At 60.4% G+C, this 26739-nt stretch carries 22 protein-coding genes and 2 pseudogenes; 20 read left to right on the forward strand and 4 right to left on the reverse strand.

The window, feature by feature from the left end; all coding sequences use genetic code 11:
* Positions 1 to 14 precede the first annotated feature (14 nt).
* The 5 genes from HHL24_RS06145 to HHL24_RS06165 all read left to right on the forward strand — a co-directional run bounded on the left by HHL24_RS06145 (position 15) and on the right by HHL24_RS06165 (position 5521).
* A complete protein-coding gene (locus HHL24_RS06145; protein ID WP_169484613.1) occupies positions 15 to 1544 on the forward strand; it encodes a sugar ABC transporter ATP-binding protein in 1530 nt (509 codons plus the stop codon).
* Complete coding sequence (locus tag HHL24_RS06150) at positions 1541 to 2599, forward strand: ABC transporter permease (protein ID WP_169484614.1); 1059 nt, start codon at positions 1541 to 1543, stop codon at positions 2597 to 2599. The genes HHL24_RS06145 and HHL24_RS06150 overlap by 4 nt, the downstream gene beginning before the upstream one ends.
* On the forward strand, positions 2592 to 3608 hold the full coding sequence (locus tag HHL24_RS06155) for an ABC transporter permease (RefSeq protein WP_169484615.1): 1017 nt from the start codon (positions 2592 to 2594) through the stop codon (positions 3606 to 3608). The genes HHL24_RS06150 and HHL24_RS06155 overlap by 8 nt, the downstream gene beginning before the upstream one ends.
* Before the next feature lie 87 nt (positions 3609 to 3695).
* Positions 3696 to 4703 (forward strand): rhamnose ABC transporter substrate-binding protein, encoded by a 1008-nt coding sequence (gene rhaS / locus HHL24_RS06160; protein ID WP_169484616.1) that lies wholly within the window; start codon positions 3696 to 3698, stop codon positions 4701 to 4703.
* A 470-nt stretch (positions 4704 to 5173) separates the two neighbouring features.
* Positions 5174 to 5521: a host attachment protein gene (locus HHL24_RS06165; RefSeq protein ID WP_230417351.1), complete on the forward strand. Its 348-nt coding sequence runs from the start codon at positions 5174 to 5176 to the stop codon at positions 5519 to 5521.
* 85 nt (positions 5522 to 5606) lie between these two features.
* On the opposite strand, the gene HHL24_RS06170 is transcribed toward HHL24_RS06165, so the two are convergent.
* Entirely contained in the window at positions 5607 to 5921 is a 315-nt protein-coding gene (locus tag HHL24_RS06170) for a DUF6566 family protein (RefSeq protein WP_169484617.1), read from the reverse strand.
* 249 nt (positions 5922 to 6170) lie between these two features.
* Here HHL24_RS06170 and HHL24_RS06175 point away from each other — a divergent pair, with 249 nt between their 5' ends.
* From HHL24_RS06175 to HHL24_RS06225, 11 genes are all read left to right on the forward strand, one after another.
* The gene (locus tag HHL24_RS06175; RefSeq protein ID WP_169484618.1) at positions 6171 to 6422 is read left to right on the forward strand and encodes a hypothetical protein; all 252 of its coding nucleotides are present in this window, start codon (positions 6171 to 6173) and stop codon (positions 6420 to 6422) included.
* 29 nt (positions 6423 to 6451) lie between these two features.
* Positions 6452 to 6649, forward strand: coding sequence for a hypothetical protein (locus tag HHL24_RS06180; protein WP_169484619.1), 198 nt, complete (start codon positions 6452 to 6454; stop codon positions 6647 to 6649).
* 287 nt (positions 6650 to 6936) lie between these two features.
* Positions 6937 to 7317, forward strand: a complete 381-nt coding sequence (locus HHL24_RS06185) for a TraR/DksA family transcriptional regulator (RefSeq protein WP_169484620.1) — start codon at positions 6937 to 6939, stop codon at positions 7315 to 7317.
* A gap of 489 nt (positions 7318 to 7806) precedes the next feature.
* The gene (locus HHL24_RS06190; protein WP_169484621.1) at positions 7807 to 10605 is read left to right on the forward strand and encodes an ATP-dependent Clp protease ATP-binding subunit; all 2799 of its coding nucleotides are present in this window, start codon (positions 7807 to 7809) and stop codon (positions 10603 to 10605) included.
* A gap of 242 nt (positions 10606 to 10847) precedes the next feature.
* Positions 10848 to 13121 (forward strand): FdhF/YdeP family oxidoreductase, encoded by a 2274-nt coding sequence (locus tag HHL24_RS06195; protein WP_169484622.1) that lies wholly within the window; start codon positions 10848 to 10850, stop codon positions 13119 to 13121.
* 200 nt (positions 13122 to 13321) lie between these two features.
* Complete coding sequence (locus tag HHL24_RS06200) at positions 13322 to 14710, forward strand: cytochrome ubiquinol oxidase subunit I (protein WP_169484623.1); 1389 nt, start codon at positions 13322 to 13324, stop codon at positions 14708 to 14710.
* 4 nt (positions 14711 to 14714) lie between these two features.
* Positions 14715 to 15722: a cytochrome d ubiquinol oxidase subunit II gene (gene cydB, locus HHL24_RS06205; RefSeq protein ID WP_169484624.1), complete on the forward strand. Its 1008-nt coding sequence runs from the start codon at positions 14715 to 14717 to the stop codon at positions 15720 to 15722.
* A 37-nt stretch (positions 15723 to 15759) separates the two neighbouring features.
* Positions 15760 to 16671 carry a bestrophin family protein gene (locus tag HHL24_RS06210; protein WP_169484625.1) on the forward strand — a complete coding sequence of 304 codons (912 nt, stop codon included), beginning with the start codon at positions 15760 to 15762 and terminating at the stop codon, positions 16669 to 16671.
* Between the two features lie 249 nt (positions 16672 to 16920).
* Positions 16921 to 18024, forward strand: a complete 1104-nt coding sequence (gene moaA, locus HHL24_RS06215; RefSeq protein ID WP_169484626.1) for a GTP 3',8-cyclase MoaA — start codon at positions 16921 to 16923, stop codon at positions 18022 to 18024.
* 45 nt (positions 18025 to 18069) lie between these two features.
* Positions 18070 to 18621 (forward strand): molybdenum cofactor biosynthesis protein MoaE, encoded by a 552-nt coding sequence (locus HHL24_RS06220; RefSeq protein ID WP_169484627.1) that lies wholly within the window; start codon positions 18070 to 18072, stop codon positions 18619 to 18621.
* A 42-nt stretch (positions 18622 to 18663) separates the two neighbouring features.
* Entirely contained in the window at positions 18664 to 18921 is a 258-nt protein-coding gene (locus HHL24_RS06225) for a MoaD/ThiS family protein (RefSeq protein WP_169484628.1), read from the forward strand.
* Between the two features lie 101 nt (positions 18922 to 19022).
* Here HHL24_RS06225 and HHL24_RS06230 read toward each other — a convergent pair whose 3' ends face one another.
* Complete coding sequence (locus tag HHL24_RS06230) at positions 19023 to 20450, reverse strand: aminotransferase-like domain-containing protein (protein WP_169484629.1); 1428 nt, start codon at positions 20448 to 20450, stop codon at positions 19023 to 19025.
* 273 nt (positions 20451 to 20723) lie between these two features.
* Between HHL24_RS06230 and HHL24_RS06235 the strand changes: the two genes are divergently transcribed.
* Complete coding sequence (locus HHL24_RS06235) at positions 20724 to 21713, forward strand: LysR family transcriptional regulator (RefSeq protein ID WP_169484630.1); 990 nt, start codon at positions 20724 to 20726, stop codon at positions 21711 to 21713.
* A 178-nt stretch (positions 21714 to 21891) separates the two neighbouring features.
* Here the strand turns inward: HHL24_RS06235 and HHL24_RS06240 are convergent, their stop codons facing one another.
* Positions 21892 to 22695: a family 1 encapsulin nanocompartment shell protein gene (locus tag HHL24_RS06240; protein ID WP_169484631.1), complete on the reverse strand. Its 804-nt coding sequence runs from the start codon at positions 22693 to 22695 to the stop codon at positions 21892 to 21894.
* Positions 22688 to 23746, reverse strand: coding sequence for a Dyp-type peroxidase (locus HHL24_RS06245; RefSeq protein WP_169484632.1), 1059 nt, complete (start codon positions 23744 to 23746; stop codon positions 22688 to 22690). Before HHL24_RS06245 ends, HHL24_RS06240 begins: the two co-directional genes overlap by 8 nt.
* 653 nt (positions 23747 to 24399) lie before the next feature.
* On the opposite strand from HHL24_RS06245, the pseudogene HHL24_RS06250 reads away from it, so the two are divergent.
* From HHL24_RS06250 to HHL24_RS06260, 3 genes and pseudogenes are all read left to right on the forward strand, one after another.
* Positions 24400 to 25302: pseudogene (locus tag HHL24_RS06250) on the forward strand (LysR family transcriptional regulator); the annotation flags it as partial.
* 309 nt (positions 25303 to 25611) lie between these two features.
* Positions 25612 to 25869 (forward strand): annotated as a pseudogene (locus tag HHL24_RS44995) (DUF1269 domain-containing protein); the annotation flags it as partial.
* A 157-nt stretch (positions 25870 to 26026) separates the two neighbouring features.
* Complete coding sequence (locus HHL24_RS06260; RefSeq protein WP_169484633.1) at positions 26027 to 26467, forward strand: ester cyclase; 441 nt, start codon at positions 26027 to 26029, stop codon at positions 26465 to 26467.
* Positions 26468 to 26739 lie beyond the last annotated feature (272 nt).

Below are 26739 nucleotides of genomic sequence, written 5' to 3' on the forward strand. Positions count from 1 at the left end.
GAAGGAGACAAGTCGTGCAGCAATCCCCAACCGCCGTGCCCAGGCTCGAACTACGGCACGCGAGCAAATCATTCGGCCGGGTCCGTGCGTTATTCGACGGCGATCTCGCGTTGTGGCCGGGCGAAGTGCATGCGTTGCTCGGCGAAAACGGCGCGGGCAAATCGACGGTCGTGAAGATTCTCGCGGGTGTGCATCAGCCGGACACCGGCGAGTTGCTGGTCGACGGCGTGGCGCGCCGCTTCGCGACGCCTGCTGAAGCGCGCGACGCGGGTCTCGCGGTGATCTATCAGGAGCCGACGCTGTTCTTCGATCTATCGATCGCGGAGAACATTTTCATGGGACGGCAGCCGGTGGACCGGATCGGCCGCATTCAGTATGACGCCATGCGCCGCGAGGTGGATGGCTTGCTGGCCTCGCTCGGGGTCGATCTGCGTGCGGATCAACTGGTGCGTGGTTTGTCGATTGCCGATCAGCAGGTGATCGAAATTGCGAAGGCGTTGTCGTTGAACGCGAACGTGCTGATCATGGACGAGCCGACCGCCGCCTTGTCGCTACCCGAAGTGGAGCGGCTCTTTGCGATCGTGCGCAAGCTGCGCGAGCGCGACGTGGCGATTCTGTTCATTACACATCGGCTGGATGAGGTGTTCACGCTGACGCAACGTGTGACGATCATGCGCGACGGCGCGAAGGTATTCGACGGGCTCACCGCCGATCTCACCACCGAATCCATCGTCGCGAAAATGGTGGGCCGTGATCTGGAGACGTTCTATCCGAAAGCCGACCGGCCACCTGGCGAAGTGCGATTGTCAGTGCGTGGACTCACGCGGGTGGGCGTTTTCAAGGACATTTCATTCGACGTCCGCGCCGGCGAGATCGTCGCGCTGGCGGGGCTAGTAGGCGCGGGCCGCAGCGAAGTGGCGCGCGCGATCTTCGGCATCGACCCCCTCGACTCGGGCGAGATTTCGATTAGCGGCAAGCGCCTCGCCGCAGGCAGTCCGGCCGCTGCGGTGCGTGCCGGCCTTGCGCTGGTGCCGGAGGATCGCCGCCAGCAAGGGCTGGCACTGGAATTGAGCATTGCGCGCAATGCCTCGATGACGGTGCTCGGACGTCTCGTCAAACATGGCCTGATTTCCACCCGCAGCGAAACGCAGCTGGCCAATCAGTGGGGCACGCGTTTGCACCTCAAAGCGGGCGACCCCAATGCGCCGGTCCGCACGCTGTCCGGCGGCAATCAGCAAAAGGTCGTGCTGGGCAAGTGGCTCGCCACCAACCCGAAGGTCCTGATCATCGACGAACCCACGCGCGGTATCGACGTCGGCGCGAAGGCCGAGGTGTATGGCGCGCTGGCGGACCTGGTGCGCGACGGCATGGCCGTACTGATGATTTCGAGCGAATTGCCGGAAGTACTCGGCATGGCCGATCGCGTACTGGTCATGCACGAGGGTCGTATCAGCGCGGATATCGCGCGTGCCGAAGCCGACGAAGAGTGCATCATGGGCGCCGCACTGGGCCAGCCGGTTCCACCGTTGGGGCATGCAGCATGATGCGCCATTCTTCGACCCATCCCGCGCCGGTTCAGGCGCCGGTCCCCAAGCGCTCAGGCAGCGCGCCTGGCGGCTTCATCGCTAGCATCGCGAAGCGCCGCGAGACGACGCTCTTTGTCGTGCTGATTCTGCTGATTGTGGGCACGGGGCTCGCGAAACCGCAGTTTCTGAATCTGCAAAATCTGCGTGACGTGCTGCTGAATGTGTCGATTATCAGCCTGCTGACAGCCGGCATGACGGTGGTGATCCTGATGCGGCATATCGATCTGTCGGTGGGGTCGACGGTCGGCATCAGCGCCTATGCGGTCGGCAGCCTGTACGTTGCATTTCCGCATATGCCGGTGATCGTTGCCTTGCTGGCCGGACTCGCGATCGGTCTGGTGGCGGGCGGTATCAACGCGTTGCTGGTTGCCGTGGGGCGCGTGCCGTCGCTGGTGGCGACACTCTCCACGCTCTACATCTTTCGCGGCGCGGACTATGCGTGGGTACACGGTGGGCAGATCAATGCGACCAGTTTGCCCGATGCGTTTTCCCGTCTCGCAACCGGCACATTCTTCGGCATACCGACGCTCGCGCTGATCGCGATCGTCGTGCTGGCCGGTCTGGCCGTCTATCTGAAGCAGTTTCGCGGCGGACGCGAACACTACGCGATCGGCTCGAATCCGGAGGCGGCACGGCTTGCCGGCGTGAACGTCGAGCGTCGCGTCATGGCGGGCTTCCTGCTGTCCGGCGCGATTGCCGGTTTCGCGGGCGCGTTGTGGCTCGCGCGCTTCGGCACGGTCGACGCAAGCACCGCGAAGGGCATCGAATTGCAGGTTGTTGCCGCCGCGGTGGTAGGCAGCGTCGCGATCACCGGGGGTGTGGGCACCATTCTCGGCGCTACGCTAGGCGCGCTCGTGCTGGGTGTGATCAGCATCGCGCTCGTCGTGCTGCACGTCTCGCCATTCTGGGAACAGGCTATCCAGGGCGCGCTGATCGTCGCCGCGATTGCCGCCGATACCTTGCTGGCCCGCTCCGTCGCCAAACGCATGATGAGGAAACGCGATCATGGCTAAACCCGATTCCGCGCTGCTCACGCGCAAACGCGAAACGCCGTTGCAATGGGAAGTGCTGCTGGTCGTCGTACTGGCGCTGTCGCTCGCACTCGGGCGCGTGTTGTCGCCGGTGTTTCTCACCGGTGCGAATGTCAGCAACATCCTCGCCGATCTGACCGAGATCGCGTTGATGGCGCTGCCCATGACGTTGATTATCGTCGCCGCTGAAATCGATCTTTCGGTGGCATCGGTGTTGGGTGCGTCCAGTGCGCTGATGGGCGTGCTGTGGCACATGGGCTTGCCGATGCCGGTCGTGATCGTGCTGGTATTGATTGCCGGTGCGCTGGCGGGCTTGCTGAACGGTCTCGTGATCGTCAAGCTCAATCTGCCTTCGCTCGCGGTCACCATCGGCACGCTGGCGCTGTTTCGCGGCCTGGCATACGTGTTGCTCGGCGATCAGGCGGTCGCGGACTTCCCGGCGGCTTATACAGCGTTCGGTATGGATACGGTCGGCTCGACCTTCATTCCGTTGCCCTTTGCGATCGTGATCGTCGGCGCGGTGCTATTTACCGTGCTGCTGCAGTCCACCGCGTTCGGCCGCAGCCTCTATGCAATCGGTGCCAATCCGACCGCCGCGGCTTTCTCCGGTATCGAAGTCGCGAAGATCAGGCTGCGTCTATTCGTGCTGTCCGGCGCGATGAGCGCGCTGGCAGGCGTCGTCTATACGCTGCGGTTCACCAGCGCACGGGGCGACAACGGCGAAGGTTTCGAATTGTCGGTGATCGCGGCGGTGCTGTTCGGCGGCGTGAGTATTTTCGGCGGACGCGGCTCGATGTTCGGCGTCCTGTTGTCGCTGCTGATTATCGGGGTGCTGAAAAACGCCCTGACGCTCGATGATGTGTCGAGCGAAACGCTGACGATCGTCACCGGCGTTCTGCTGCTGGCATCGGTACTGATTCCCAATCTGGTTGCCCGCTGGCGTGCGGCGCGTGACCGGCGTTTCATCGCGAAGTCCGCTTCTTCTTTATAACGTTCTCTTAAAACCGGCTCCAAAAGAAATACCAAATACCGACAACCCGGACAGCATGTCGTCCAACAACAAAGCAGGAGACGCCTCATGTTCAATCCTCTACGTCACACCGGCAAGACTGCGCTCTGCATTGCTTTAGTCGCGCTCAGTTGTGCCGCGTCCGCAGCGGGCCTGAAAAGCGGTCTGAAAATTGCCTTCGTGCCGAAGCAGATCAATAACCCCTATGAAGTGATTGCCGACGACGGCGGCATGGCCGCGATCAAGGAATTCGGCGGCGTGGGCAAGGTAGTGGGGCCGTCGGACGCGGGCGCATCGTCGCAAGTGCAATATATCAACACGTTGATCACGCAGCGGCAGGACGCGATCGTGATCGCGGCCAACGACGCGAACGCGGTCGTGCCCTATCTGAAGAAAGCGATGTCGCAAGGCATCAAGGTCGTGACCTTCGACTCCGACACGGCGCCTGAAGGCCGTCAACTCTTCGTCAACCAGGCGAACGCAGAGGGCATCGGGCGGGGCCAGATCCAGCTGGTCGCGAAGCTGATGGGCGGTGAGGGCGAGTTCGCCGTGCTGTCGGCCACGCCTAACGCGACCAATCAGAACACGTGGATCAAGTGGATGCAGGAGGAGTTGAAAAAGCCCGAGTACTCGAAGATCAAGCTCGTGAAGATTGCGTACGGCAACGATGACGACCAGAAGTCGTTCGTCGAAACGCAAGGTTTGCTGCAGGCGTATCCGAATCTGAAGGCGATCGTCGCGCCGACTACGGTGGGCATTGCGGCGGCGGCGCGTTATATCTCGTCGTCGTCAAGCAAGGGCAAGGTGCAGGTGACCGGGCTGGGCACGCCGAATCAGATGCGCGCGTTCGTGAAGAACGGGACGGTCAAGGCGTTCCAGCTGTGGGACCCGAATCAGCTTGGCTATCTGGCAGCCTATGCGGCGGCAGCGCTGTCCTCGGGGACAATTGCCGGCAAGGAAGGCGAATCGTTTGATGCCGGCAAGCTCGGCAAGCGCACGATTGGACCGCAAGGCGAAATCATTCTCGGACCGCCGACCACGTTCGATGCCAGCAATATCGATAACTTCAATTTCTAGGTAGCGAGCCCGGCGCCGCCGCGCAAGGCGCGCGGCGTGCGGCAGTAAGCTGCGTGTTGGACCCCGTTGAAATGTTCTGTCTGCAACTCGACTACAGCGACGCCGTCCGGTCAATCGGCGACGGCGCCGCTCCCACCTCATGCGTGACATCAGCGTTCCTTGCCTGATCTCTGCTGATCGTTGAAATTCGGGTACGGGATATGCATGCCGGCCACACCGGAAGCCGCTGCCGATACGTGCAGAAGGCTCCGGCGCGAACTTTAAGACCTATACTTTGAATCGGTAAATCGACCTTGGGCGTAGCCGGTCCGAACTGCTATCTTGGGTTAAGAGCCGTTCGGACATGGGGTGATCATTGACACAGCCGTTGACGGTCGCGGTTTTCGGCGAGGGCGAAGGTGAAGGCGAACAGTTAGAACGGATGCCGTACACGCAGACAAATCCCTGCTCAGAGGTGCATGATGATCGGAATGACGTGGCTTGTTGTGGCTGACGGAGGCCGTGCGCGTGTTTTCCAGACGCCGGGTCTCACGCTCGACTTGCAAGAAAAAGAAAGTCTCGTCAACACTGAATACACCGGCACGATGCTGACCGAAAAGGACCGCGAAAAATTCGCAAAGCGCGTTGCCGAATATCTGGAGGCAGGGCGTCTTCATCGACTCTACAATCGGCTGAGACTCGCCATCGAGCCGAAATTTCTAGGTATGGTCAAAGCGGATCTCAGTGAGGAAACCCGTCGATTGATATTCGAGCAAGTGAGCGAGGATCTGTCGACGCTCAATGCCCGGGAAATTGAGGCACACCTGCGGCGCCACTGATCGGTGGCCTTGGGTGATCCATATAGCCGTCACACGGTGAATGCGACCCGGCCACGGATCGTGGCCGCACAGGCTTGTGCGTTGCTTACGCGCTAGTTTCCGAGCTGCCCGGCTCCTCAGTATCACGGAACCAGGTTTCCGCATGAGCCCGCTCGGCAACCCAGGAGCGAGACTGCGGCGTGTTGAACTCACGATCGATGAACCGGCGTCCCCATTCAACCCCGTCTCTTATCGCCTCTTCTTCGGTAAGCCACTCGGGCTGAACGGTCCTCGGAACGACGTCGACGACTGTCCGGGCGCCGTGAGTCACGCTCACACTTGCGATCCAGGCGCCGAGCTTGTTGCGCTCAGGGTTCACGGCGATTTCGAATTCGCCGTAAGAAACAGTGCTTGCAGGCATCGTTCTCTCCTTTGCAGCGTTCATGATTGATATTCGCCCGCAATGCAGCGTGCGTGTTTCTCTTCAAGCCTCATCATGCCGTAACTACGGCAGTCCGACACGCGGATATCGAGGTTAAACGGTCAACGGTGGACGTTTCACCAATATCTAGCATCGGAGAAATCCATGTTCACCTAGGCGTGACTTGCTCATAGACTTCGAGTACACAGAAATCGTGAGGCTCGAACTTTTCGTTTGACGGGAGATTTCATGGCACAGAATGAACTTTCATATCGGCGGTTTCTGATCGCTGCAACGATCTCACCTCTGCAAGGTAACCGGGGGATCGCCACAGTGGATGTCACAACCTCAGATCCGGAGCGCATTGCCGATCTCGGAACGGAACGCTTTCTCCATGTTGAGCGGTGGGTTGAAAGAAATGATCCCGCTTTCCTGCAAGTCGTTGTGGACGAATGTAAGGTCACTATCGACCATTACGTGGACAACGTTGACGATAGTTGATTCTGCCGACTCTCGCATGAGGTGTTGCAATGCAGGAATTCGATTTCTACATCAACCTGAAAAAGCCGACACTCGGGCTCTATGTGCGCAAGGGAGCGGGCCTCCCCGACCTCGTTGACACAAGTCAGTGGCAATTCGAAGGGCATGTGTGGCAAAGCGAACTCACGCCAGACATCCTGAAGGGGCTCGAGGCCAATGGCCACGCATTTCAGGAGTTGGGTGGGTGATTTTGGTGCTACGGCGAGTTGAGCGCGGCAGTCTGACGTATCGGTCGAGATAGCACTTTGATCTCTACAAATACGTACTATCCTAACCTCAGGCTGGATGAATGTGCACTGTCGCCTGATCGTCACCCGGCGGACACAAGTTGCTGCTTTGTCTTGCGCGAAGGCGCATGATGACCCACGCCGACCGATCGTGGAAACCTGAACGGACAGGTCGCGAGTTGGGCCTTGGGCCTCTGCGTTTCACTGCTTTGTCGAATCACACGTCGGCTATAGCGAGGGAGAGAACCATGTCGGAGCAGCAGGGCGCATTGAGTGCCGAGTTCATCGCGCAGCAGCGCGCGCGCCTCGAGGCGCTGCGCCGGCAAGTGTTGGGCGGAGAGGAGAACACGATCGCAGACGAGCGGACGGCCCAGGAGCAGCACGGCGACGAGGCAGAAGAGTTCGAGGATGTGGCGCAGGGAATGGCGCAGAATGAGGTCAACCAGGCGTTGCATGATGTGAACGACCAGCGCGTCAGCGATATCGAGCGCGCGCTGCAGAAGATTGAGGAGGGCACCTACGGTCTCTCCGATGAAAGCGGTGATCCGATACCGAAAGCGCGGCTCGAATCCGTCCCGGAGGCTATCTTCACCGTTGAAGAGCAGAGTCGCCGCGAGGGCGGAAAATAACGTGTTCTAACGCCTTTGCGACATCGGCAAAAGGATTAAAGCAATCCAACGCCCGGCGCATGACATTGCTGGGTGGCGAGCATGTTCCAGCAATCAGATTTGCTGGCTGAAAGACTTGGGGAGATGCCCCCCCAATGCCTATCATCGGAAAAACCAATATTCCCTTATTTACGAGCCACTCATAGAATCCAATGACGGATTCAGGGTTCCATTATGTTGATCCTGGAAGTCGTAAGGGGTCCGTATTGGTCGGACGGCACTTGTCTAAAACAGACGGGATGTAAGGAACCTCGCAACATGAAAATCGTGCATCGCGAGCGTATCCCATACGCCGCGCTCGCTGAGTCAGCGCTATCACGGCGCTCCAGTTATTGATCAAAACAAACGGGCCGCGGACGGCGACTCCGAGTTCTCGAGTATTCGCAATCACATGAACGCGTCCTTAACCTTTGCATAGTCGGATGCTTTAACTGAAAAGGTGACTCTACGATGCCAGCCCTCTGTGAAATCTGTCATTCCCGGCCCGCTGTTGCCCGTGTGACCGTTGTGCAAAACGGCGAGCGGAAATCCATGTCGATCTGCGACTACGACTATCGTCAACTGATGCGGCATCAAAGCATGCTCAACCCGTTCGACTCACTGCTGGGGGGCGGCGGCCTGTCGCGCTTCTTCGGCGGCCTGGAGAATGGGGCCGAGGACGAAGACGAAGACGCCGGGTTCGCCGCCGAGGTGCCGCGCGAATCGGTCGACGCAACCGACGCCTTCAGCGAACAGACACTCGAATTGCTGCAGCGCGCCGCGGAGAAGGCACACGAGCTTCGCCGCAACGAACTCGATACCGAGCACCTGCTTTACGTACTTGCGGACGCCGACGTGTGCGCGGCGCTGCTAAAGGAGCTCAAGCTTTCGCCTGAGGACATCAAGGGATATATCGATCAGCATGCGCAAACGGGAACCGTCGATCCCGACGCGCCGATCGATAAGATGACCGTCTCGCCGCGTTTAAAAAAGGCGTTCCAATACGCGTTCCAGGCGTCGCGCGATCTGGGGCATTCATACGTCGGCCCGGAGCATTTGCTCATTGGCCTCGCGGCCGTGCCGGACAGTATCGCGGGCACACTGCTGAAGAAATATGGCGTGACGCCGGAGGCGTTGCGGCAGAAGGTCGTGAAAGTCGTGGGTAAAGGCGCAGAGGACGGCCGCGTCGACACGCCGACCGGCACGCCCACGCTTGACAAGTTCGGGCGCGACCTCACAGCCATGGCGCGTCAGGGCCAGCTCGACCCGGTGCTCGGCCGCGCGCAGGAAATCGAGAGCACGATCGAGGTGCTCGCACGGCGCAAGAAGAACAATCCCGTGCTGATCGGCGAGCCGGGTGTCGGCAAGACTGCAATCGTGGAAGGTCTGGCGCAGCGCATCATCAACGGCGACGTGCCTGAAGTTCTGCGCGGCAAGCGGCTCGTCGAGGTCAACATCAACTCGATGGTGGCGGGCGCGAAGTACCGTGGCGAATTCGAGGAGCGCGCAAAGCAGCTGATCGATGAAGTGACGGCCAAGAAGGACGAACTGATCCTGTTCATCGACGAACTGCACACCATCGTGGGCGCGGGGCAAGGCGGGGGAGAAGGCGGCCTCGACATCGCGAACGTGCTTAAGCCCGCGCTTGCGCGCGGCGAGCTCAGTCTGATTGGCGCCACGACACTCAACGAATATCAGAAGTACATCGAAAAGGATGCTGCGCTCGAACGGCGCTTCCAGCCGGTATTGGTGCCGGAACCGACAGTGGAGCAGACCATCGTCATCCTGCGTGGCCTTCGCGACAAGCTCGAGGCGCACCACCAGGTGACCTTTGCCGACGACGCGTTCGTTGCCGCCGCCGAGCTTGCGGATCGCTACATTACATCGCGTTTTTTGCCCGACAAGGCCATCGACCTGATTGACCAGGCGGCGGCACGCGTGCGCATCGGCGCGACCTCGCGTCCGGCGGCCATTCAGGAGCTCGAAGCCGAGATCGTCCAGCTCAAGCGCGAGCAGGATTATGCGTCTTCGCGCAAGCGCTTCGATGAGGCGAAAGCTTTCGAGGCACGTATCGGCGAAAAGCAGGAGAAGCTCGACGAGCAGATGGAGGCATGGCAGCGCAAGACCGGCTCGGAAACGCTCGAAGTGACCGTGGAGTCAATCGCCGAAGTGGTGTCGCGTCTCACCGGCATTCCGGTCACGGAGCTCACGCAGGAGGAGCGCCAGAAGCTGCTGGATATGGAGAACAAGCTGCGCGAGCGCGTGGTCGGCCAGGACGACGCGGTAATTGCCGTGAGCGATGCCGTGCGCCTGTCGCGTGCGGGACTGGGCGAGGCGAACCGGCCAATCGCGACCTTCCTGTTCCTCGGGCCGACCGGTGTCGGCAAGACCGAACTTGCGAAGGCGCTGGCAGAAACGGTGTTCGGCGACGAGCAGGCGGTTATCCGTATCGACATGTCCGAGTATATGGAACGGCATGCGGTCGCACGGCTGATCGGCGCCCCTCCGGGCTACGTCGGTTACGACGAGGGCGGCCAACTGACCGAGCGCGTCCGGCGGCGGCCGTACAGCGTGATCCTGCTCGATGAGATCGAGAAGGCCCACCCCGACGTGTACAACGTGCTGCTGCAGGTGTTCGACGACGGGCGGCTGACCGACGGCAAGGGCCGCGTGGTGGACTTCAGCAACACGATCATCATTGCGACGAGCAATCTCGGCGCATCGATCATCATGGACAACCTCGAGAAGCCCGAGGCGGATCGCCTGGCTGAGAAAGCGATCCGCGAGGAGTTGATGGGGGTGCTCAAGCGCCACTTCCGTCCCGAATTCCTGAACCGGATCGACGAGATCATCGTGTTCCATGGGCTCTCACGCGACAACATCCGCTCGATCGTGCAGATCCAGCTCGAACGGGTCGTGCGCACCGCGGACGCGCAGGACATTACCCTCAAGATAGGCGAGTCGGTCGTTGATCACCTCGCTGAGGCCGGCTATCGGCCGGAGTTCGGTGCACGCGAGCTGAAGCGCCAGATTCGCCAGGAACTGGAAACGCGGCTTGCGAAAGAGATTCTCGGCGGTGCCCTGAAGTCTGGCGACAGCGTTGAGGCCAGTTATGACAAGGAAAGCGGCGAAGTGAAATTCAGCAAGAGCGAGGCGCCTCCTGCTCCTAAGGCGACGGTCGGGAAGGGCGGGAACGGACGTGCGAAGAAAAAGCCGTCTAAAGAGGCCAGCAGCCCCGAACCCACTGAAAGCGCCGGCTCGAAGCAATGAGGTGCCGTGACCCGCTGGGAGAAGCCGCGGCGTCATTGCTGACGGCGTGCGGGCTCCCAGCGTGGTCGAGACAGGCGGCGTCACTGTACTTGAACTGTGCCTGTCCGCCGCCGGTCGATCTGTACCTTTCGCGGCGCATCAGCCCAACTAGACTGAATCCCATCCAAGCCCTACGCGCTGATGCGGCGTAACCCCAAGCAAAACTGCCTCCAGGTCCCCTGAGGCAGCTCATGGAGTCTCATATGACAACGCGACGCGAAGTGCCCGGTATCCGGGAATATGACGGCCCAGCCGGTGGTTGGGGGGCGCTCAAAGCGACATCGCAAGCCATCCGACTGCAAATGGAGAGCTTCAAGGCTCCGCTCACGTTGCTTCGGACCAATCAGCCTGACGGTTTTGATTGTCCTGGGTGCGCATGGCCCGACAAGGAGCACAAGTCCACGTTCCAGTTCTGCGAAAACGGCGCCAAAGCGGTCACCTGGGAAGCAACGACCAAGCGGGTACGCCCGGAGTTCTTCGCGGCCAACACGGTGTCGTCACTGCTGGAACGATCGGATTTCGAACTGGAGGACATGGGCCGGCTCACGCATCCGCTCGTCTACGACCGCGCCACCGACACTTTCCAGGCCGTCGAATGGGAGACGGCGTTTGGCCGGATCGGCGAGGTTCTGCGTGGCTTGTCGCCCGACCAGGTCGAGTTCTATACGTCCGGCCGGGCATCCAATGAGGCCGCGTACCTCTATCAGCTGTTCGCACGGGAATATGGCACGAACAATTTCCCGGATTGCTCGAACATGTGCCACGAACCGACCAGCGTCGGCTTGCCGCAATCGATCGGCATCGGCAAGGGCACCGTGTCGCTCGACGACTTCGAGAAGACCGACCTGATCATCTCGATCGGCCACAACCCGGGCACCAACCACCCGCGGATGATGGGCACGCTGTGGGAAGCTTCGCGTCGAGGCGTCCCGATCATCGTGTTCAATCCGCTTCGCGAGCGCGCGCTGGAACGCTTCCAGGATCCGCAGTCCATGCTGCAGATGGCGACGTTCGGCTCAACCCGAATCGCGTCGACCTATCATCAGGTGAGAGCTGGCGGCGACGCGGCCGCGCTCAAGGGCGTTATCAAGGCAGTACTCGCGCTCGACGCCGAGCGCGGCGACGTGCTCGACCGCGAGTTCATCGACACCTACACGGAAGGCTTTGACGCGCTCGTCGCGGATATCGAGGCCACGTCCTGGGAAGACATCGAAACGGAAAGCGGCCTGACCCGCGAAGAGCTCGCGGACGTCGCCGACGCGTACGCGAAAGCGAAGTCGACGATCATCACTTACGGAATGGGCGTCACGCAGCATAACAAGGGCACCGCAAACGTGCGCCTGATCTGCGACCTGCTGCTGATGCGCGGCAACATGGGCAGAGAAGGCGGCGGTATCTGCCCGCTGCGCGGCCACTCGAACGTGCAAGGCAACCGCACGGTCGGCATCACCGAGAAACCGTCGGCGCAATTCCTCGCGAAGATCGAGGCGGTATTCGGCTTCAAGCCACCCGCGGAGCATGGCCACGACGCAGTCGCGGCCATGCAGGCGATGATTGCGGGCAAGTCGAAGGCGCTGATTTGCCTGGGTGGAAACTTCGCGGTCGCGCTGCCGGATTCGGAGCAGTGCTTTCCGGCGATGAACGCGCTCGATCTGAGTGTGCATCTCGGCACCAAGCTCAACCGCTCGCACCTGCTGGTCGCGAAGGAAACGTACATCCTGCCGGTGATCGGCCGCACCGAACTCGACGTGCAGGACGGCATGGGCCAATCGATCACCGTCGAGGATTCGATGTCGATGGTCCATGCGTCGGCCGGCAAGCTCACGCCCGCGTCCGAGTTCCTGCGCTCCGAGCCCGCCATTGTGGCCGGCATCGCCAAGGCGACGCTCCCGGACAGCAAGGTCAACTGGATGGAGTTGGTCGCCGATTACGACAAGATACGCGACCTGATCGAAAAGACGATTCCGGGTTTCGAGGACTACAACGCGCGCATCCGCGTGCCGGGCGGCTTTCGCATGCCGCTGCCGCCGACCGAGCGCGTTTTCCCGACGCCGACCGGCAAGGCGATGTTCTCGGTGTACCACGGTGTGAAGGAAGACGCGCACGTGGAGGGCGACGATGTACTGCGCCTCGTGACGCTGCGCAGCCACGACCAGTACAACACGACCATCTATGCGCTGGACGATCGTTACCGAGGCGTGTTCGGCCGGCGTGACGTGCTGTTCATGAACGAAGACGATCTTGCCGAACGTGGACTCGAACATGGCGATCTGGTCGACATCGAGACAGCCGTGCCGGGCAGGCAACTTCGCCTGGAGAAGATCACGGCGATTGCCTACGATATCGCGCCAGGTTCGGTGGGCGCCTATTACCCGGAAGCCAACGTGCTGGTGCCGCTCGACTACATTGACAAGGAAAGCGGCACGCCGTCATACAAGTCCGCGCCAGTTCGTGTGGTCCGCTCAGTGGTCGTTTGATTTTGTCAGCGAGCGCTAGTCTGTAGGCTGGGTGCGTGCGTCCAGCCTGCAGGACCTACCGGAGGTCGAGCACGAGCACTGTCTTTGGGCCGGTATAAGCACCTTGCTCACCGCGCTCGATGAATCGCGCAGCCGTTCCGTCGCCACATGGCGTCCGTTTTTACGCAAATGCCGTTATCACCTGGAGCCATTGATCAATCATGGAAATCTTCGATGCATTCCACCTTGCCAGGTTGCAGTTTGCGTTCACCGTTTCGTTTCATATTATTTTCCCCGCGATCAGCATCGGCATGGCCAGCTTCCTCGCCGTGCTGGAATGGCGCTGGCTGCTGACCGGCGACGTTGCCTACAAAGACATGTTTCTGTTCTGGTCGAAGATCTTCGCGGTCGGCTTCGGAATGGGGGTGGTCTCGGGTGTGGTGATGGCCTATGAGTTCGGCACCAACTGGAGTGGATTTTCCAGCGTCGCCGGCAACATTACGGGGCCGCTCCTGACCTATGAAGTGCTGACGGCGTTCTTTCTCGAGGCCGGCTTTCTCGGCGTCATGCTGTTCGGCTGGCAACGCGTCAGTCCACGCGCGCACTTCTTCGCAACGCTGATGGTGGCGGTGGGCACGCTTATCTCCACGTTCTGGATTCTCGCGTCGAATAGCTTCATGCAGACACCGCAGGGATTCGCCATCGAGAATGGTCGGATCGTACCGGTCGACTGGATGAAAATAATTTTCAACCCGTCGTTTCCGTATCGCCTCGCGCATATGACCATCGCCGCGTTCATCGTCGCGGGCTTCATCGTTGCTGCTTGCGGCGCGTGGCATCTGTTGCAGGGACGGCGCGACAAACCTGTCAAGCGTAGTTTTTCGATGGCGCTGTGGATCCTGCTCTTCCTCACGCCGATACAGATTTTCATTGGCGATGCGCACGGACTCAACACGCGCAAATATCAGCCGGCCAAGATCGCGGCAATCGAAGGCCTGTGGGAAACCGAGCACGGTGGCACCGCACTCAACCTGGTCGGCCTGCCCGACATGAATGCAGAAGTGACGCGATACACGATCCAGATACCGCATCTGGGCAGCCTGATCCTGACTCACAGTTGGGATGGCGAGATTCGCGGCCTGAAAGAGTTTCCGCCCGAGGACCGTCCGTATTCGCCGATCGTGTTCTGGACCTTCCGGGTCATGGCGGGTCTTGGCATGCTGATGCTATTGACGGCGCTGCTTGGTTTACTGCTCAGAGTGCGCGGCCGTCTCTACGAGACGCGGTGGTATCAGGGTTTCGTCCTGTGCATGGGGCCTTCTGGAATTGTGGCGCTATTGGCGGGGTGGATCACGACGGAGGTCGGCCGCCAACCCTGGACGGTCTACGGTGTCTTGCGTACAGCGGACTCCGTCTCGCCGGTCAGTTCCCAGCAAGTCGGCGTGTCATTGTTGATTTTTGTGCTGGTGTATTTCCTGGTGTTCGGTATGGGTTTCTATTACATGATGAAGATGATGAAGCGCGGACCGGAGGAGCGTATCGATCGCCGCGAGTCCCGCAGGCATCCTGTCTTGCGTAATCGCCCGCTCGACGCCCTGGAAGGAGAGTGACACCATGCAAATCGATCTTCCTGTTGTGTGGGCCGCGATCATCGGACTCGGCGTTTTTATCTACGTGATGCTGGACGGATTCGATCTCGGCATTGGCCTGCTGTTTCCGTTTTTCGAGGGGAAAAGCGATCGGGAAGTGATGCTCAATACCATCGCCCCGGTCTGGGACGGTAACGAGACGTTCCTCGTGCTCGGCGGCGCCGGGCTTTATGGGGCGTTCCCGGTGGTCTATTCGACGCTGCTGCCGGCGAACTATCTGCCGCTGATCCTGATGGTCGTGGGCCTGATCTTCCGCGGGGCGGCCTTCGAACTGCGTGCAAAGGCGGTCAGGACCCAGCACGCGTGGGACCTCGCCTTCATTGGCGGTTCCGCGCTCGCAGGGCTCTGCCAGGGCATCGTGCTGGGGTCGCTGCTGCAAGGCATCAAGATCGTCGATGGCCGTTTCGCGGGCGGCCCGTTCGACTGGCTCTCGCCGTTCAGCCTGTTCTGCGGAATCGGCGTGCTCACCACGTATGCGACGCTCGGCTGCGGCTGGCTCATCCTGAAGACGGACGGCGAATTGCAGCGCAAGATGCGCGAGGTGATGCGGCCGCTCGTGAGCGTCCTGCTCGGGGCGATGGTCGTTGTGAGTCTCTGGACCGTGGTCGGGCTGCCGGCGGTTGCACATCGCTGGTTCGGAAGCGGCAATCTCGTCTGGTTCCTGCCAGTGCCGATCCTTGTCATCGCCTGCGTGTGGGGCATCTTCCGTTCGCTTCGGTCGAAGCACGAAGCGACCCCGTTCCTTCTCACGCTCGCGCTGTCCTTTCTCGGCTATAGCGGCTTGCTCATTAGCATCTGGCCGAACATCGTTCCGCCTTCCCTGACGATCTGGGAAGCCTCGTCGAGCCACTCGAGCCAACTGTTCGCGCTGGTCGGCACGGTGATCGTGCTGCCGATCATCCTCGTCTACAACGTCATGCAATACCGCGTATTCCGGGGCAAGGTGCGGGAAGGGGACGCCGGCTACCACTGAGGGTGACGGCGCAGTCAGACCATTACAAGAGCACATTATGATTGTTAGACCAGGGCAGAACTGGTTCCGGCTGCTGTTTGTCTGGAACGGTTCCGTGTTGCAGTCGATTATTCCCCAACTGGCTTTCATGGCGGCTGTCAGCAGTCTTGCCGTGGTGACGCAAGGGCGCATTTTTGGCGAGAAGATCCCGCTCAATACGGCGCCTTTCACATTGTTCGGCCTCGCGCTTGCGATCTTCCTTGCGTTCCGCAATAACGCAAGTTACGAGCGCTTCAATGAGGCGCGCCATCTCTGGGGCAGCATCCTGATCTCGGCGCGCGCGCTGACGTCGCAGATGCTGTGTTACGTGCCACGGGGCGATCACAACGTTCAAATGGCCCATACACTGATTGCAACGGTGTACGCGTTGAAGCACCAACTGCGCGGGACCGACCCGACTCCCGATCTCATTCGCTTTCTTGGACGCACGCGAACCGAGGCGTTGCAGCATACGTGCTACAAACCGACTGCGCTGCTCAATGACATTCGTCGCGACTTCGCCGACCTGCAAGTCCGGGCAGTGATATCGGATACCAAGCTCTGGATGTTAGACGCGCAGATCGACGAATTGGGAAGAACCGTGGGAGGGTGTGAACGGATCGCATCCACGCCCATTCCGTTTGCCTACAGTGTGTTGCTTCACCGCACGGTCTATGCCTATTGCGTTTTGCTGCCGTTCGGTCTGGTCGATTCAACGGAGTTCTTCACGCCTCTTCTCTGCGTTTTTATTTCTTATACGCTCATTGCGCTGGAAGCGATCGCCAGCGAAGTCGCCGAGCCTTTTACGATTGCGCCGAATGCGCTGGCGCTTGACGCCATGACCCGCAACATCGAACGATCGATTCTCGAACTGTGTGGGTGTGAGCTTCCCGACGAGGTCGTACCGGTGCGCGAGTACCAACTGACCTAGCGTGCGTTGTTCGACGCATCCGGCCGGCTTGCCTGGCAGTACGCGCGTCTGCTTCGCCGTGACATCCGGTACGGCGCACAAACTGTACTCCTGGAATTCGGCACAGACTGTGCGTCCCCTACGCAGGGCCGACGCACTATCCTGTCAGCAGGTCATGCACAGGCCGGCGGCTCTTCCGATCAGAAAGTTCGACTGCCGTCGCTGCCTTCCTCCGTTTGCCGCCGCACGCTGCCCACCTTCGGATAGATCGTGAACATCATCGACCAGCCCAACCCCGCCGATACGGCATCGCGCCATAGCGTATTCGCCGGCGGTGCCACGTCCACGCTGGACAAGCTCAATCGTCCCCTGCGGGATTTACGTCTGTCCGTCATCGATCAATGCAATTTCCGCTGTACGTACTGCATGCCGCGTGACACCTTCGGCGCAGACTACCGGTTCCTGCCGTCCTCGGAACGCCTGTCGTTCGAACAGATCGTTAAGCTCGCGAAAGCGTTCGCTCTGCTCGGGGTGGAGAAAATACGCATCACCGGCGGCGAGCCGCTCCTGCGGCGTGGGCTCGAATCCCTGATCGAACAGCTCGCGAAACTGACCACAGCAAGCGGCAAACCGATGGAGCTCGCGCTGACGACAAACGGCTCCCTGCTCGCCGCGAAGGCACGTTCACTGCGCGACGCCGGCCTCGGCCGCGTGACGGTGAGCCTCGACGCCGTGGACGATGCCGTGTTCCGCCGGATGAGCGACGTCGACATGCCCGTGTCGCGGATCCTGGACGGGATCGAGGCGGCGCGCGAGGTGGGGCTGGCGCCGATCAAGGTGAACGCAGTGATCGAGCGAGGCGTCAACGATAGCCAGATCCTGCCACTCGTGCGGCTGTTCAAGGGCACCGGCGTCACCGTGCGTTTCATCGAATATATGGACGTTGGCGGCGCGGGCGGATGGTCGAATACGAAGGTGATCACGGCTCGCGAGACGCGCGACATCGTCGCATCGGCGTTCCCGCTGGTGCCCGTCGTCGTTCACGAACAGATGGGCACCGCCGTCAACTATCGCCATGCCGACGGCGCAGGCGAAGTCGGCTTTATCGCGAGCGTATCGCAACCGTTCTGCGGGTCGTGCTCGCGCGCTCGTGTATCAGCCGACGGCCAACTTTTTTCCTGCCTTTTCGCCACCCATGGCACGGACCTCAGGCCCTGGCTCGCTGAGACCGCCTCAGTCGAGCAACTGGCCGGCGCCGTCCGCAGCCGGTGGATCCAGCGCGACGACCGCTACTCCGAGCTTCGTTCGACACCGCGCCGGCCAGCATCGGGAAAAGCCTATCCCACAGTCCGCATGTCGCTGGTCGGCGGTTGACGCCTGGCGATTCCTTGCGAAGCAGACACAGACCGGAGAGCCGCCATGACAGCACCGTCGCACAGTGATCGCGCACAGCTTGCCACACCGCATCCCAGCGAGTGTGCAGGCGATCCAGCGCTTCTGGAGGCCACCATCGCGGCGGGCTTCGAAGTGCGCGTCCAGCACCAGCCGATCGATATCCAGTCGGAGATCATGCCGGTCACGCGCAATCCCAACGTGGGTGCCATCGTGAACTTCCTCGGCGTGGTGCGTCATTGCGGCGATTTCGACGACGTGGTCGCGCTCGAGCTTGAGCACTACCCGGGGATGACCGAGCAGTCGTTCAGCAGCATCGTCGAAGAGGCGATCGCACGATGGCGCCTGGAGGCGGTGAAGATCGTGCATCGGGTCGGCCGTGTCGCGCTCGGCGATGCGGTGGTACTTGTCGTGGTCGCCGCGCCGCATCGACGGGCGGCATTCGACGCGTGCGAATTTCTAATGGACTTCCTGAAGGCCCATGCGCCGCTCTGGAAGAAGGAAATTCGGCGCGACGGCGCGCTCAGATGGGTCGAAGCCAAGACGCGCGACGAACAATCGATGCTGCGGTGGGGCTGATGCGCCATTCGCCCACATCGTGCCGGCAACTGGAACAGACGAATGAAACTCACCATCAGATATTTCGCTAGCGTTCGTGAACAACTCGGCATCTCGCAGGAGATTGTGCACATTAACGCGCCCGAACTCCCCGTTGACTGCCTGCGGGGCAGGCTCGCCTCGAGGGACGAGCGGATGGCCGAGGCGCTGCGCGCTGGACGACCACTCCGTACAGCCGTGAATCACGAGATGGTCACCGACACGTTCGTCGTGCGCGAGGACAGCGAAATCGCATTCTTTCCGCCCGTCACGGGGGGCTGAGGCCGCCCTGAAGATCCCGGTCGCGCCGCACGGGGTTCACCGTGCCCACGCGCGCTCAGGCAGCGGCAACCGTGGCGCCGCGCCACTGTACGACTGTGCCACTAACGGGCGCACATCGCGACGAGCTTGCCGACGGTAATCACCGCCTGTTCGATTTCGCTCGACCAGGGGCTGCTGTAATTGAGGCGGATGAAGTTCCGATAGGTTGTCTCCGAGACCGAGAACATATAGCCTGGACCGATGGTGATGCCCTGGTCGAGAGCGAGGTTATAGAGCCGCATCGCGTCGACCTTGGGCGGCAGTTCGATCCACAGCACGTAGCCGCCCGCGGGGTTGGACATGCGCGTACCTTCAGGAAAGAAACGCGAGACGGTCGCCTTCATCAAATTGGCCTGCTGCGCATACGTGCGCCGAACCCTTCGCAGGTGATGCTCGTAGCCATCGCGCTCAAGGAATTCCGCAATCGCCATTTGTGGAATCGCCGGAGAGGTCAGCGTGTTGAGAAACTTGAGCTTCTCGACCCGATCGCGATATCGGCCCGGCAGCGCCCAACCAATCCGGTAGGCTGCCGTGAGGGTCTTCGAGAACGAACCGCAGTGAAGTACCAACCCCTTCGTGTCGAAGGACTTCAACGTGCTCGGGTGCGTGCTGTCATAGTGCAACTCATTGTAGACACCGTTCTCGATGACCGGGATGTCGCGTTTCGTCAGGAATTGCACGAGTTCGCGCTTGCGGTCGTCGGGCATCAGAAAACCCAGCGGATTCTGGAAGTTCGGCATGACCATACAGGCCGCGATGGTCTGCGACTCCACAATCGCGGCAAGCGCCTCGATATCGATACCGTGCTCCGGATGAGTCGACACCTCGATCGCTTTCATGCCCATCCGTTCGATGGCATGGAGCATCGCGTAGAACGTCGGTGACTCGACGGCGATCACGTCGCCGGGCTTCGCGACCGCCTGAAGGCATAAATTGATTGCCTCAGTTGCGCCGACCGTGATGATGATCTCGTTCGGATCGACGGCCATGCCGTTCTCGAGGTAGCGGCGCGCGATCTGGCGCACGAGTGCCGCATTGCCGGGAGGTAGCGCATCCGTCACACCCCACCGCGTTTTGCCCCGTCCTGCGTCGTAAGCGTAGCGGTTGAGCTTTTCGAATGGAAACAGACCAGGGTCGGGATAGGGCGAACCGAGTGGCACGGCGTCGTCGACACCGATCGAGCGCAAGGTGGAAAGCACCAACCGGCTGACGTCGACCGGCGACGAAATCGGAATCGGTTTCGATGGCCGGAGTTCGAGCGCCTTGCGTTCGCCCCCGTCGCCCCGGAAGTTGACGAAATAGCCCGACTGGGGCCGGGCCGTTAGCAAGCCACGGCTTTCGAGCAGCAAATAGGCGCGGATGACGGTCGTGACACTGAGCCGATGCTGCTGGCTGGTCTGCCGTACCGACGGGAGGCGTTCGCCATGACCGTACACGCCTTGCCGGATCAGTTTCTCGATATCGTCTGCAAGCTTCTCATAGAGATTCATCGGACGATTCCCTTAGCGTTTCGCTGCGGCAAGCTGTACCGGCCTCTCCCCCCGCTTACACGCGCTCGCACCGCCATGTCGCGGCTTGGTGCGCAGATCGTAGCAGAACTGTACTGACGCGAGTCGGTGCGATTTGTGCACTCTGCGACTGATGGCCCGGCCTTACTCTGTTTTCCATTGAATGCGCATTGCCAGGCCCCCACGGCGGGGCCTTCCGATGCGTAAGGATTGATTCGAATCGTGCGAAATCGGTGCAAAGGGAGGGTGGGTGCTATGAATCTGCTAGAAGCCATGCGGATTTACGTCAGGGTGGTTGAACGAGAGAGTATCTCCGGCGCGGCAAGGGACCTCAACATTGGGCAGCCGGCCGCAAGCGAGCGCATCGAACGGCTTGAGAAGTACCTTGGCTGCCGGCTCCTGCTCCGTAGCGCGCGTGCTTTCAATTGCACGCCGGAAGGCGTCACCTTCTACGAGCGTAGCAAGAGGATTCTGCACGCCGTGGAACAGGCGGTCGCCGAAGTGTCGAACGACGAGCAGGATCTCAAGGGAACGATTCGCATCGCGGCACCCCATTGCTTTGGCGAGACGATCGTGCCGGAGGCGTTGACGCTGGTGCGCGCAACCTATCCACAACTGAATCTGGAACTGGTCCTGAACGACAGGATCGTCGACCTTGTGACGGAGGGGGTAGACATTTCATTTCGTCTTGGGCAACTCGGAGAAGGGGCATTCATTGCCCGTCAGCTGGGGCAGGTTGGGCGCGTTCTCGTGGCCGCGCCAGGCTATTTGAGCCAGCACGGTCCAATCGCCGAGCCGTCTGATCTGGTCAAACACCCGTTCATCCGGGTCCAGGGCATGTTCGGCACGGACCAGTTGCCGCTCAGACACGTAGCGACCGTCGTGGAGAGCGCGCCGATCCGTACCGCAATCAAGACGAGTCATTGGCGACCCATGTATGAAATGATCCTCTCGGGTGCCGGCATCGGGGTGCTGGAAGAGCCGGCTTGCGTCGATGCGCTCGCAGACGGCCGGCTGGTCCGCATACTGCCGGAATTCGAGGTGCTGCCTTTCGATCTGAATGTACTGATCCAGGCGCAACGTCCGGTGCCGCCACGGGTACGGATGATGGTGGCGATGTTAAGAAAGTGCACGTCGGAAATCCTGGAAAGAGTGCACGCCGACTGCGGCGAAGTGACAAGCGGCTTTGAAGTCCTTCCCGACGATGAGATGTCCGCACTTCTAAAGCCGTCGTTGCGGGCTTGAGCCCGCAACAAGTCCACTTCAATTTGATTATCGACAATTCCCCAACCTGATGCATCCCGATGCATTCCGATTCTAAATATCGGTTTGCGCTTTCTCCCGGTTTAGCGTGCTATCCCGGACAATGAAGTCAATCCGGGCTTGTGCAGGCGCTTATTGTGCTTGCCTCATTCTGCTTGCCTTATTCTGCCTGCGTTAGCGACACCGACGCTTCGCTCGTCAGCATCAGGAACGTGAGCGTCTCGCTCAGATAAAGGCGCACTACCGTGTCGGTATGGCTCACGTAACCGATCGACAGCTCTTCGCCCAGGTGTAACTCGAAGTCGCCGCCGCGCATGGATACCACGCTGCCGCCTGCGAGCGCGGGCGCCCAGATGCTGTCGCCATTCACGATCCGCTTGATGTGCTCGATCACCGGATAACCCTGATCGCGCGCCTCGACGAGCGCCGTGTACGCGTCGGCGCCAAGCAGTACGGAATAGGGCCCGTCGACACCGGCAAGCCGCAACTGTTCGAGCGCGTTGCTAATCGCGGTCGGATAATCGGCGATGTCGGCCGGCAGCGCGAGCGGCGGATTCGACGAGCCTTCGCGAATCCCTTCTATGTCCGCAGCCTGGTATCCATCGAAGATCGCGCGATCTTCGACAAAGGCGAGCTCTTTTGCTGCCTCCTTCGCGGGCTGCCAGTCTGCATCTTTCGCGCCGCGCAGGACGCTGTCAATCGCTTCACGCTGCAACTCGAACGGCACGGTCAACTGGACGAGGCGCTTTACCTCGGACAGCTTTGCTACGACGCCTTGCTGCGGCGCGGCGATCGCAATCTGGTGCCCTGTGCCGACGCCGGACAGTTCTGTCCCGCCCGGGCCTTTGACGTCGACCACACGACGGCCGGCGACGCTGCGCTTGAAGGTGCGCGCCACTTCGTCCTCGATCTGCGACCAGGCGGCGTGGGAGATGGGGGCAAGCTCGCGATGCAGGTTATTCATATTGAGAGATTCCTTTGAGAGAGCCAATATTCAGCGAGCCGTCATAACGCGGCTCGGTGGACGAAGACGGTTCGGCCCGTTGCTCGATAGCGGTGTCAGCAGCTTGCGGATCGCGATCTGCGAGCGCCTCGAGCAAGGTGGCCGACGGGACAAAGAAGAGGCCGCCCGTGACCGCGCGGCTGTAGTCGAGCAGCCGGTCGTAGTTGCCCGGTGGCCGCCCCACGAACATGTTCTCCATCATCTGCTCGATCGGCTCAGGCGAACGGGCATAACCGATGAAGTAGGTGCCGAACTCGCCCATACCCGGGCGGCCGAATGGCATGTTGTCGCGGAGGATTTTCACCTCCTCGCCATTCTCGGTGATCGTCGTGAGCGAACTATGCGAATACGACGGTTTGACCGCATCGTCGAGCTCGATGTCGGACAATTTCGTGCGACCGATAATGCGCTCCTGAGTCTCGACGGAAAGCGCGTTCCAGCCGGTCATGTCGTGCAGGTACTTCTGCACGATGACATAGCTGCCGGCCTCGAACTCCGGATCCTCGTCACCGATGAGGGTGGAATCGACGGCCTTGCGGCCTTCCGGATTCTCGGTGCCGTCGACGAAGCCCACCATGGCGCGCAGATCGAAGTTGCGAAAACCGTGTACTTCGTCGACCACCGAGATCGCATCGCCGAGCCGTCCTGTCAGCTGCGTAGCGAGCTCGAAGCAGAGATCCATCTGGTCCGCGCGGATATGCAGCAGGATATCGCCCGGCGTGCTCACGGCAAGGCGTTCGCCCTCACCGAATTCGCGAAACGGGTGCAGGCGCGCCGGGCGCGGGGCGCCGAACAGCGTGTCCCACACGTCGGAGCCGAAACCGACAACGCACGTGAGGTTGCCGGACGGGACGCGCTTGCCGACCGAGCGCACCAGCGCGGCAACGTCGCCGCACCACGCGCGCACTTGTTCAGCGGGCTCCTGGCCACCCTTGACGGTCGCGACGATGAAGATCGCGCTACGAGTGACGCTATTACAGACGGCTTGCGATTCTGGGATGTCTTTGGGCATCGGTTTGAATATTGATGAACCGTTATTGATTTCGGGAGTGGGACGAATGTTTTCCGCCTTCGTGATCACCTGCGTGATTACCTACCGTAGGCGCGCGCAAATTTTTCGTCCGAATGACTGAAGCACGTTTGCTGCAGCGGTCGCCGCGGGCACCCGTGACGCGTTGCCTCGCCATCAAGAGGTGCGCAGATATTCGTGACATTGTTGACGTTCAGCTATAAGTCCAGAGATGTTATACCGCCCGGGCACTTTATGGAAACAGTGCAAAGGCTTTGGGTACGCTCGAATGCAGTATCCCGAAGCCAGATTGACGACCAGATTGTGTTTCGCATGCTCACTGGCCGACAACGTGTGAAGCGACATCGGGCGAGATCGTGTGCCGATAAAACTCGACATTATTTTGTCGCAAATCTCTGCCTCTCGTTCGATACTTCATATCGGACCTGGCGGCCTTTTATTCTCCCGTCATATCGTTACCATCCGGTTATCCGGCGGCACTGATCTGATTTTCTTCACTCCCGGATTTTTCACACGCCGTGGTACTCAGCGGCTCGTCGCAGCCGGTAGACCAAAAAGTCCTTCCGTTCAGGCCTCGCTGTTCGCAAAGAAAGGCGGTGTCAAATAATTCGCAATGCGAATGGAGGTTGGGTACTGTGAATCTGCTCGAAGCCATGCGCATCTACGTCAGGGTGGTTGAGCGTGGGAGTATCTCCAGCGCGGCAAGGGACCTCAATATTGGGCAGCCGGCCGCAAGCGAACGCATTGAGCGGCTTGAGAAATACCTTGGCTGCCGGCTCCTGTTCCGTAGTGCTCGCGCTTTCAATCGCACGCCCGAAGGCGTCACCTTCTACGAATGTAGCAAGAAGATTCTGCACGCCGTGGAGCAGGCGGTCGCTGAAGTGTCGAACGATGGGCAGGTCCTCAGGGGAACAATTCGCATCGCGGCACCCCATTGCTTTGGCGACACGGTCGTGCCGGAGGCGTTGACGCTGGTGCGCGCAACCTATCCACAACTGAATCTGGAGTTGGTCCTGAACGACAGGATCGTCGACCTTGTGACGGAGGGGGTAGACATTTCATTTCGTCTTGGGCAACTCGGAGAAGGGGCATTCATTGCCCGGCAACTGGGCCAGGTTGGGCGCGTTCTTGTGGCCGCACCAGGCTATCTGAGCCAGCACGGTCCGATTACCGAGCCGTCTGACCTGGTCAAACACCCGTTCATCCGGGTCCAGGGTATGTTTGGCGCGGACCAGTTGCCGCTCAGGCACGTAGCGAAGGTCGTGGAGAACGCGCCGATTCGTACCGCAATCAAGACCAGTCATTGGCGGCCCCTGTATGAAATGATCCTCTCGGGTGCCGGCATTGGGGTGCTGGAAGAACCGGCGTGTGTCGAAGCGCTCGCAGACGGCAGGCTGGTCCGCATACTGCCGGGTTTCGACCTGCCGCCATTCGAACTGAATCTCTTGAGTCAGGCACAGCACCAGGCACCCACACGGGTACGGCTGATTTTGACGGTGCTAAACAATTGCACGCCGGAAATTCTCGGCAGGGTGCGCGCGGAGGTCAACGCTCACTTCGCCCGATACCATGAATCGGAAGTAAAAAAATGGCGCACGCTGCGAAAATCACTATCTTTGATAGATAACGTTAGCGATACGAGGAGCTATCAAATGGCACAACAGTTGATCGTCGCGATTTTCGACAGCGTTGACGTCGCCGAAAGAGCGGGTCGAGATTTCAGGAATTTTGAGGAAAAAGACCTGGGTTTCAAAATCGAGAGCGGCGTGCTGGTTCAAAAGGACGCCACCGGCAAACTGGTCTTGCTCGACGAGCAAACCCGGCCGTTCTGGGGGGCAGTGATCGGCGCGCTAACGGGCGGTTTGATCGGGATGCTTGGCGGACCGGCAGGGGCGGCACTTGGCTTCACGATAGGGGCGAGCGGTGGACTGGCTGAGCATGCGATCAAGGACACGCTCGATAACGAACTGGTCGCATCGATATCCAGCAAACTGACTCCCAACCACGTTGCATTCATCCTCGAGGCGCAGGAAGCATCACCGTTCGAAGTCGACAATATCGTGCTCGGCTATGGTGGGAGCGTGTTTCGCAAACCGCTTGCGTGATCACGAGCGCGGAGCGCGCGGATGCGCATCGATGTAGACTTCAAAACAAACCAGATGGATGCCGCGTCAGATGTCCGTTGACAACAGTGATGCCGGCATCCGTGCAGTTTGGTTCAGTCCAGGCTTTGCCGTGAGCGTTCTTCAGGAGTAACCGGACATGACCCTACCTACCAACGAAGATATCACCCGTGAAGCGATTGAAGGGTTCTATCGCGCCTTCGAGCAGAAAAGCGTCGCGTTGTTACGAAAGGTCGTTACCCCTGATTGGGAATATATTCCCGAGCCCCCAGGGGCTGCGCCGGGACCTGATCAGATGGTTCAAGTGTTCGCCGACATCACGACTGCACTGCCTGATATGAAAGTCACCATTCTCGACTTGCTGGTCCACGGGGACCGGGTGGGCGTTCGCGCGGAGATCAGTGGCACTCAAACCGGAAAACTACTTGGCATTGCTGCAAGTTCGAAACACATTAGTTTTGCGATTCACTCTTTCCACGAGATGCGCGGAAGTTCAATTGCGAAGACATGGCACCTTGAGGACTGGCTATCGGTGTTTCGTCAACTTGGACAGTTACCGACCACGCTTGAGCGGCCTTGAGTTGCGCCCGGACGCATGGGCGCCGGGGCAGAGGTGTCAATGCTAGTGATGCATGGCTGCTGCGACTAGAAGATGAAACGGCAGCACAAGTAGTGCTGTCCCGGTGACGCCGAGCAGCCACAATCCAACGAACCATAACAGGCCCTGGGGAAACGTCTTCCGGGTATCACGGCTTACCTGTTGTGACATGGCATTTCTCCTGTCAGCTAGTGATCTGCGGTTGTTCTGGTAGTTCTGGTTGTTTGATTGATTCTAGGCGATTGGATTTCCTG

The organism is Paraburkholderia polaris (assembly GCF_012927345.1).
Classification (GTDB): Bacteria; Pseudomonadota; Gammaproteobacteria; order Burkholderiales; family Burkholderiaceae; genus Paraburkholderia; species Paraburkholderia polaris.

Coding starts and splice junctions, on each gene's coding strand:
- HHL24_RS06150 (WP_169484614.1), top strand. CDS start 1,541: ATGATGCGCCATTCTTCGACCCATCCCGCGCCGGTTCAGGCGCCGGTC.
- HHL24_RS06155 (WP_169484615.1), top strand. CDS start 2,592: ATGGCTAAACCCGATTCCGCGCTGCTCACGCGCAAACGCGAAACGCCG.
- rhaS (WP_169484616.1), top strand. CDS start 3,696: ATGTTCAATCCTCTACGTCACACCGGCAAGACTGCGCTCTGCATTGCT.
- HHL24_RS06165 (WP_230417351.1), top strand. CDS start 5,174: ATGACGTGGCTTGTTGTGGCTGACGGAGGCCGTGCGCGTGTTTTCCAG.
- HHL24_RS06170 (WP_169484617.1), bottom strand. CDS start 5,921: ATGCCTGCAAGCACTGTTTCTTACGGCGAATTCGAAATCGCCGTGAAC.
- HHL24_RS06175 (WP_169484618.1), top strand. CDS start 6,171: ATGGCACAGAATGAACTTTCATATCGGCGGTTTCTGATCGCTGCAACG.
- HHL24_RS06180 (WP_169484619.1), top strand. CDS start 6,452: ATGCAGGAATTCGATTTCTACATCAACCTGAAAAAGCCGACACTCGGG.
- HHL24_RS06185 (WP_169484620.1), top strand. CDS start 6,937: ATGTCGGAGCAGCAGGGCGCATTGAGTGCCGAGTTCATCGCGCAGCAG.
- HHL24_RS06190 (WP_169484621.1), top strand. CDS start 7,807: ATGCCAGCCCTCTGTGAAATCTGTCATTCCCGGCCCGCTGTTGCCCGT.
- HHL24_RS06195 (WP_169484622.1), top strand. CDS start 10,848: ATGACAACGCGACGCGAAGTGCCCGGTATCCGGGAATATGACGGCCCA.
- HHL24_RS06200 (WP_169484623.1), top strand. CDS start 13,322: ATGGAAATCTTCGATGCATTCCACCTTGCCAGGTTGCAGTTTGCGTTC.
- cydB (WP_169484624.1), top strand. CDS start 14,715: ATGCAAATCGATCTTCCTGTTGTGTGGGCCGCGATCATCGGACTCGGC.
- HHL24_RS06210 (WP_169484625.1), top strand. CDS start 15,760: ATGATTGTTAGACCAGGGCAGAACTGGTTCCGGCTGCTGTTTGTCTGG.
- HHL24_RS06220 (WP_169484627.1), top strand. CDS start 18,070: ATGACAGCACCGTCGCACAGTGATCGCGCACAGCTTGCCACACCGCAT.
- HHL24_RS06225 (WP_169484628.1), top strand. CDS start 18,664: ATGAAACTCACCATCAGATATTTCGCTAGCGTTCGTGAACAACTCGGC.
- HHL24_RS06230 (WP_169484629.1), bottom strand. CDS start 20,450: ATGAATCTCTATGAGAAGCTTGCAGACGATATCGAGAAACTGATCCGG.
- HHL24_RS06235 (WP_169484630.1), top strand. CDS start 20,724: ATGAATCTGCTAGAAGCCATGCGGATTTACGTCAGGGTGGTTGAACGA.
- HHL24_RS06240 (WP_169484631.1), bottom strand. CDS start 22,695: ATGAATAACCTGCATCGCGAGCTTGCCCCCATCTCCCACGCCGCCTGG.
- HHL24_RS06245 (WP_169484632.1), bottom strand. CDS start 23,746: ATGCCCAAAGACATCCCAGAATCGCAAGCCGTCTGTAATAGCGTCACT.
- HHL24_RS06260 (WP_169484633.1), top strand. CDS start 26,027: ATGACCCTACCTACCAACGAAGATATCACCCGTGAAGCGATTGAAGGG.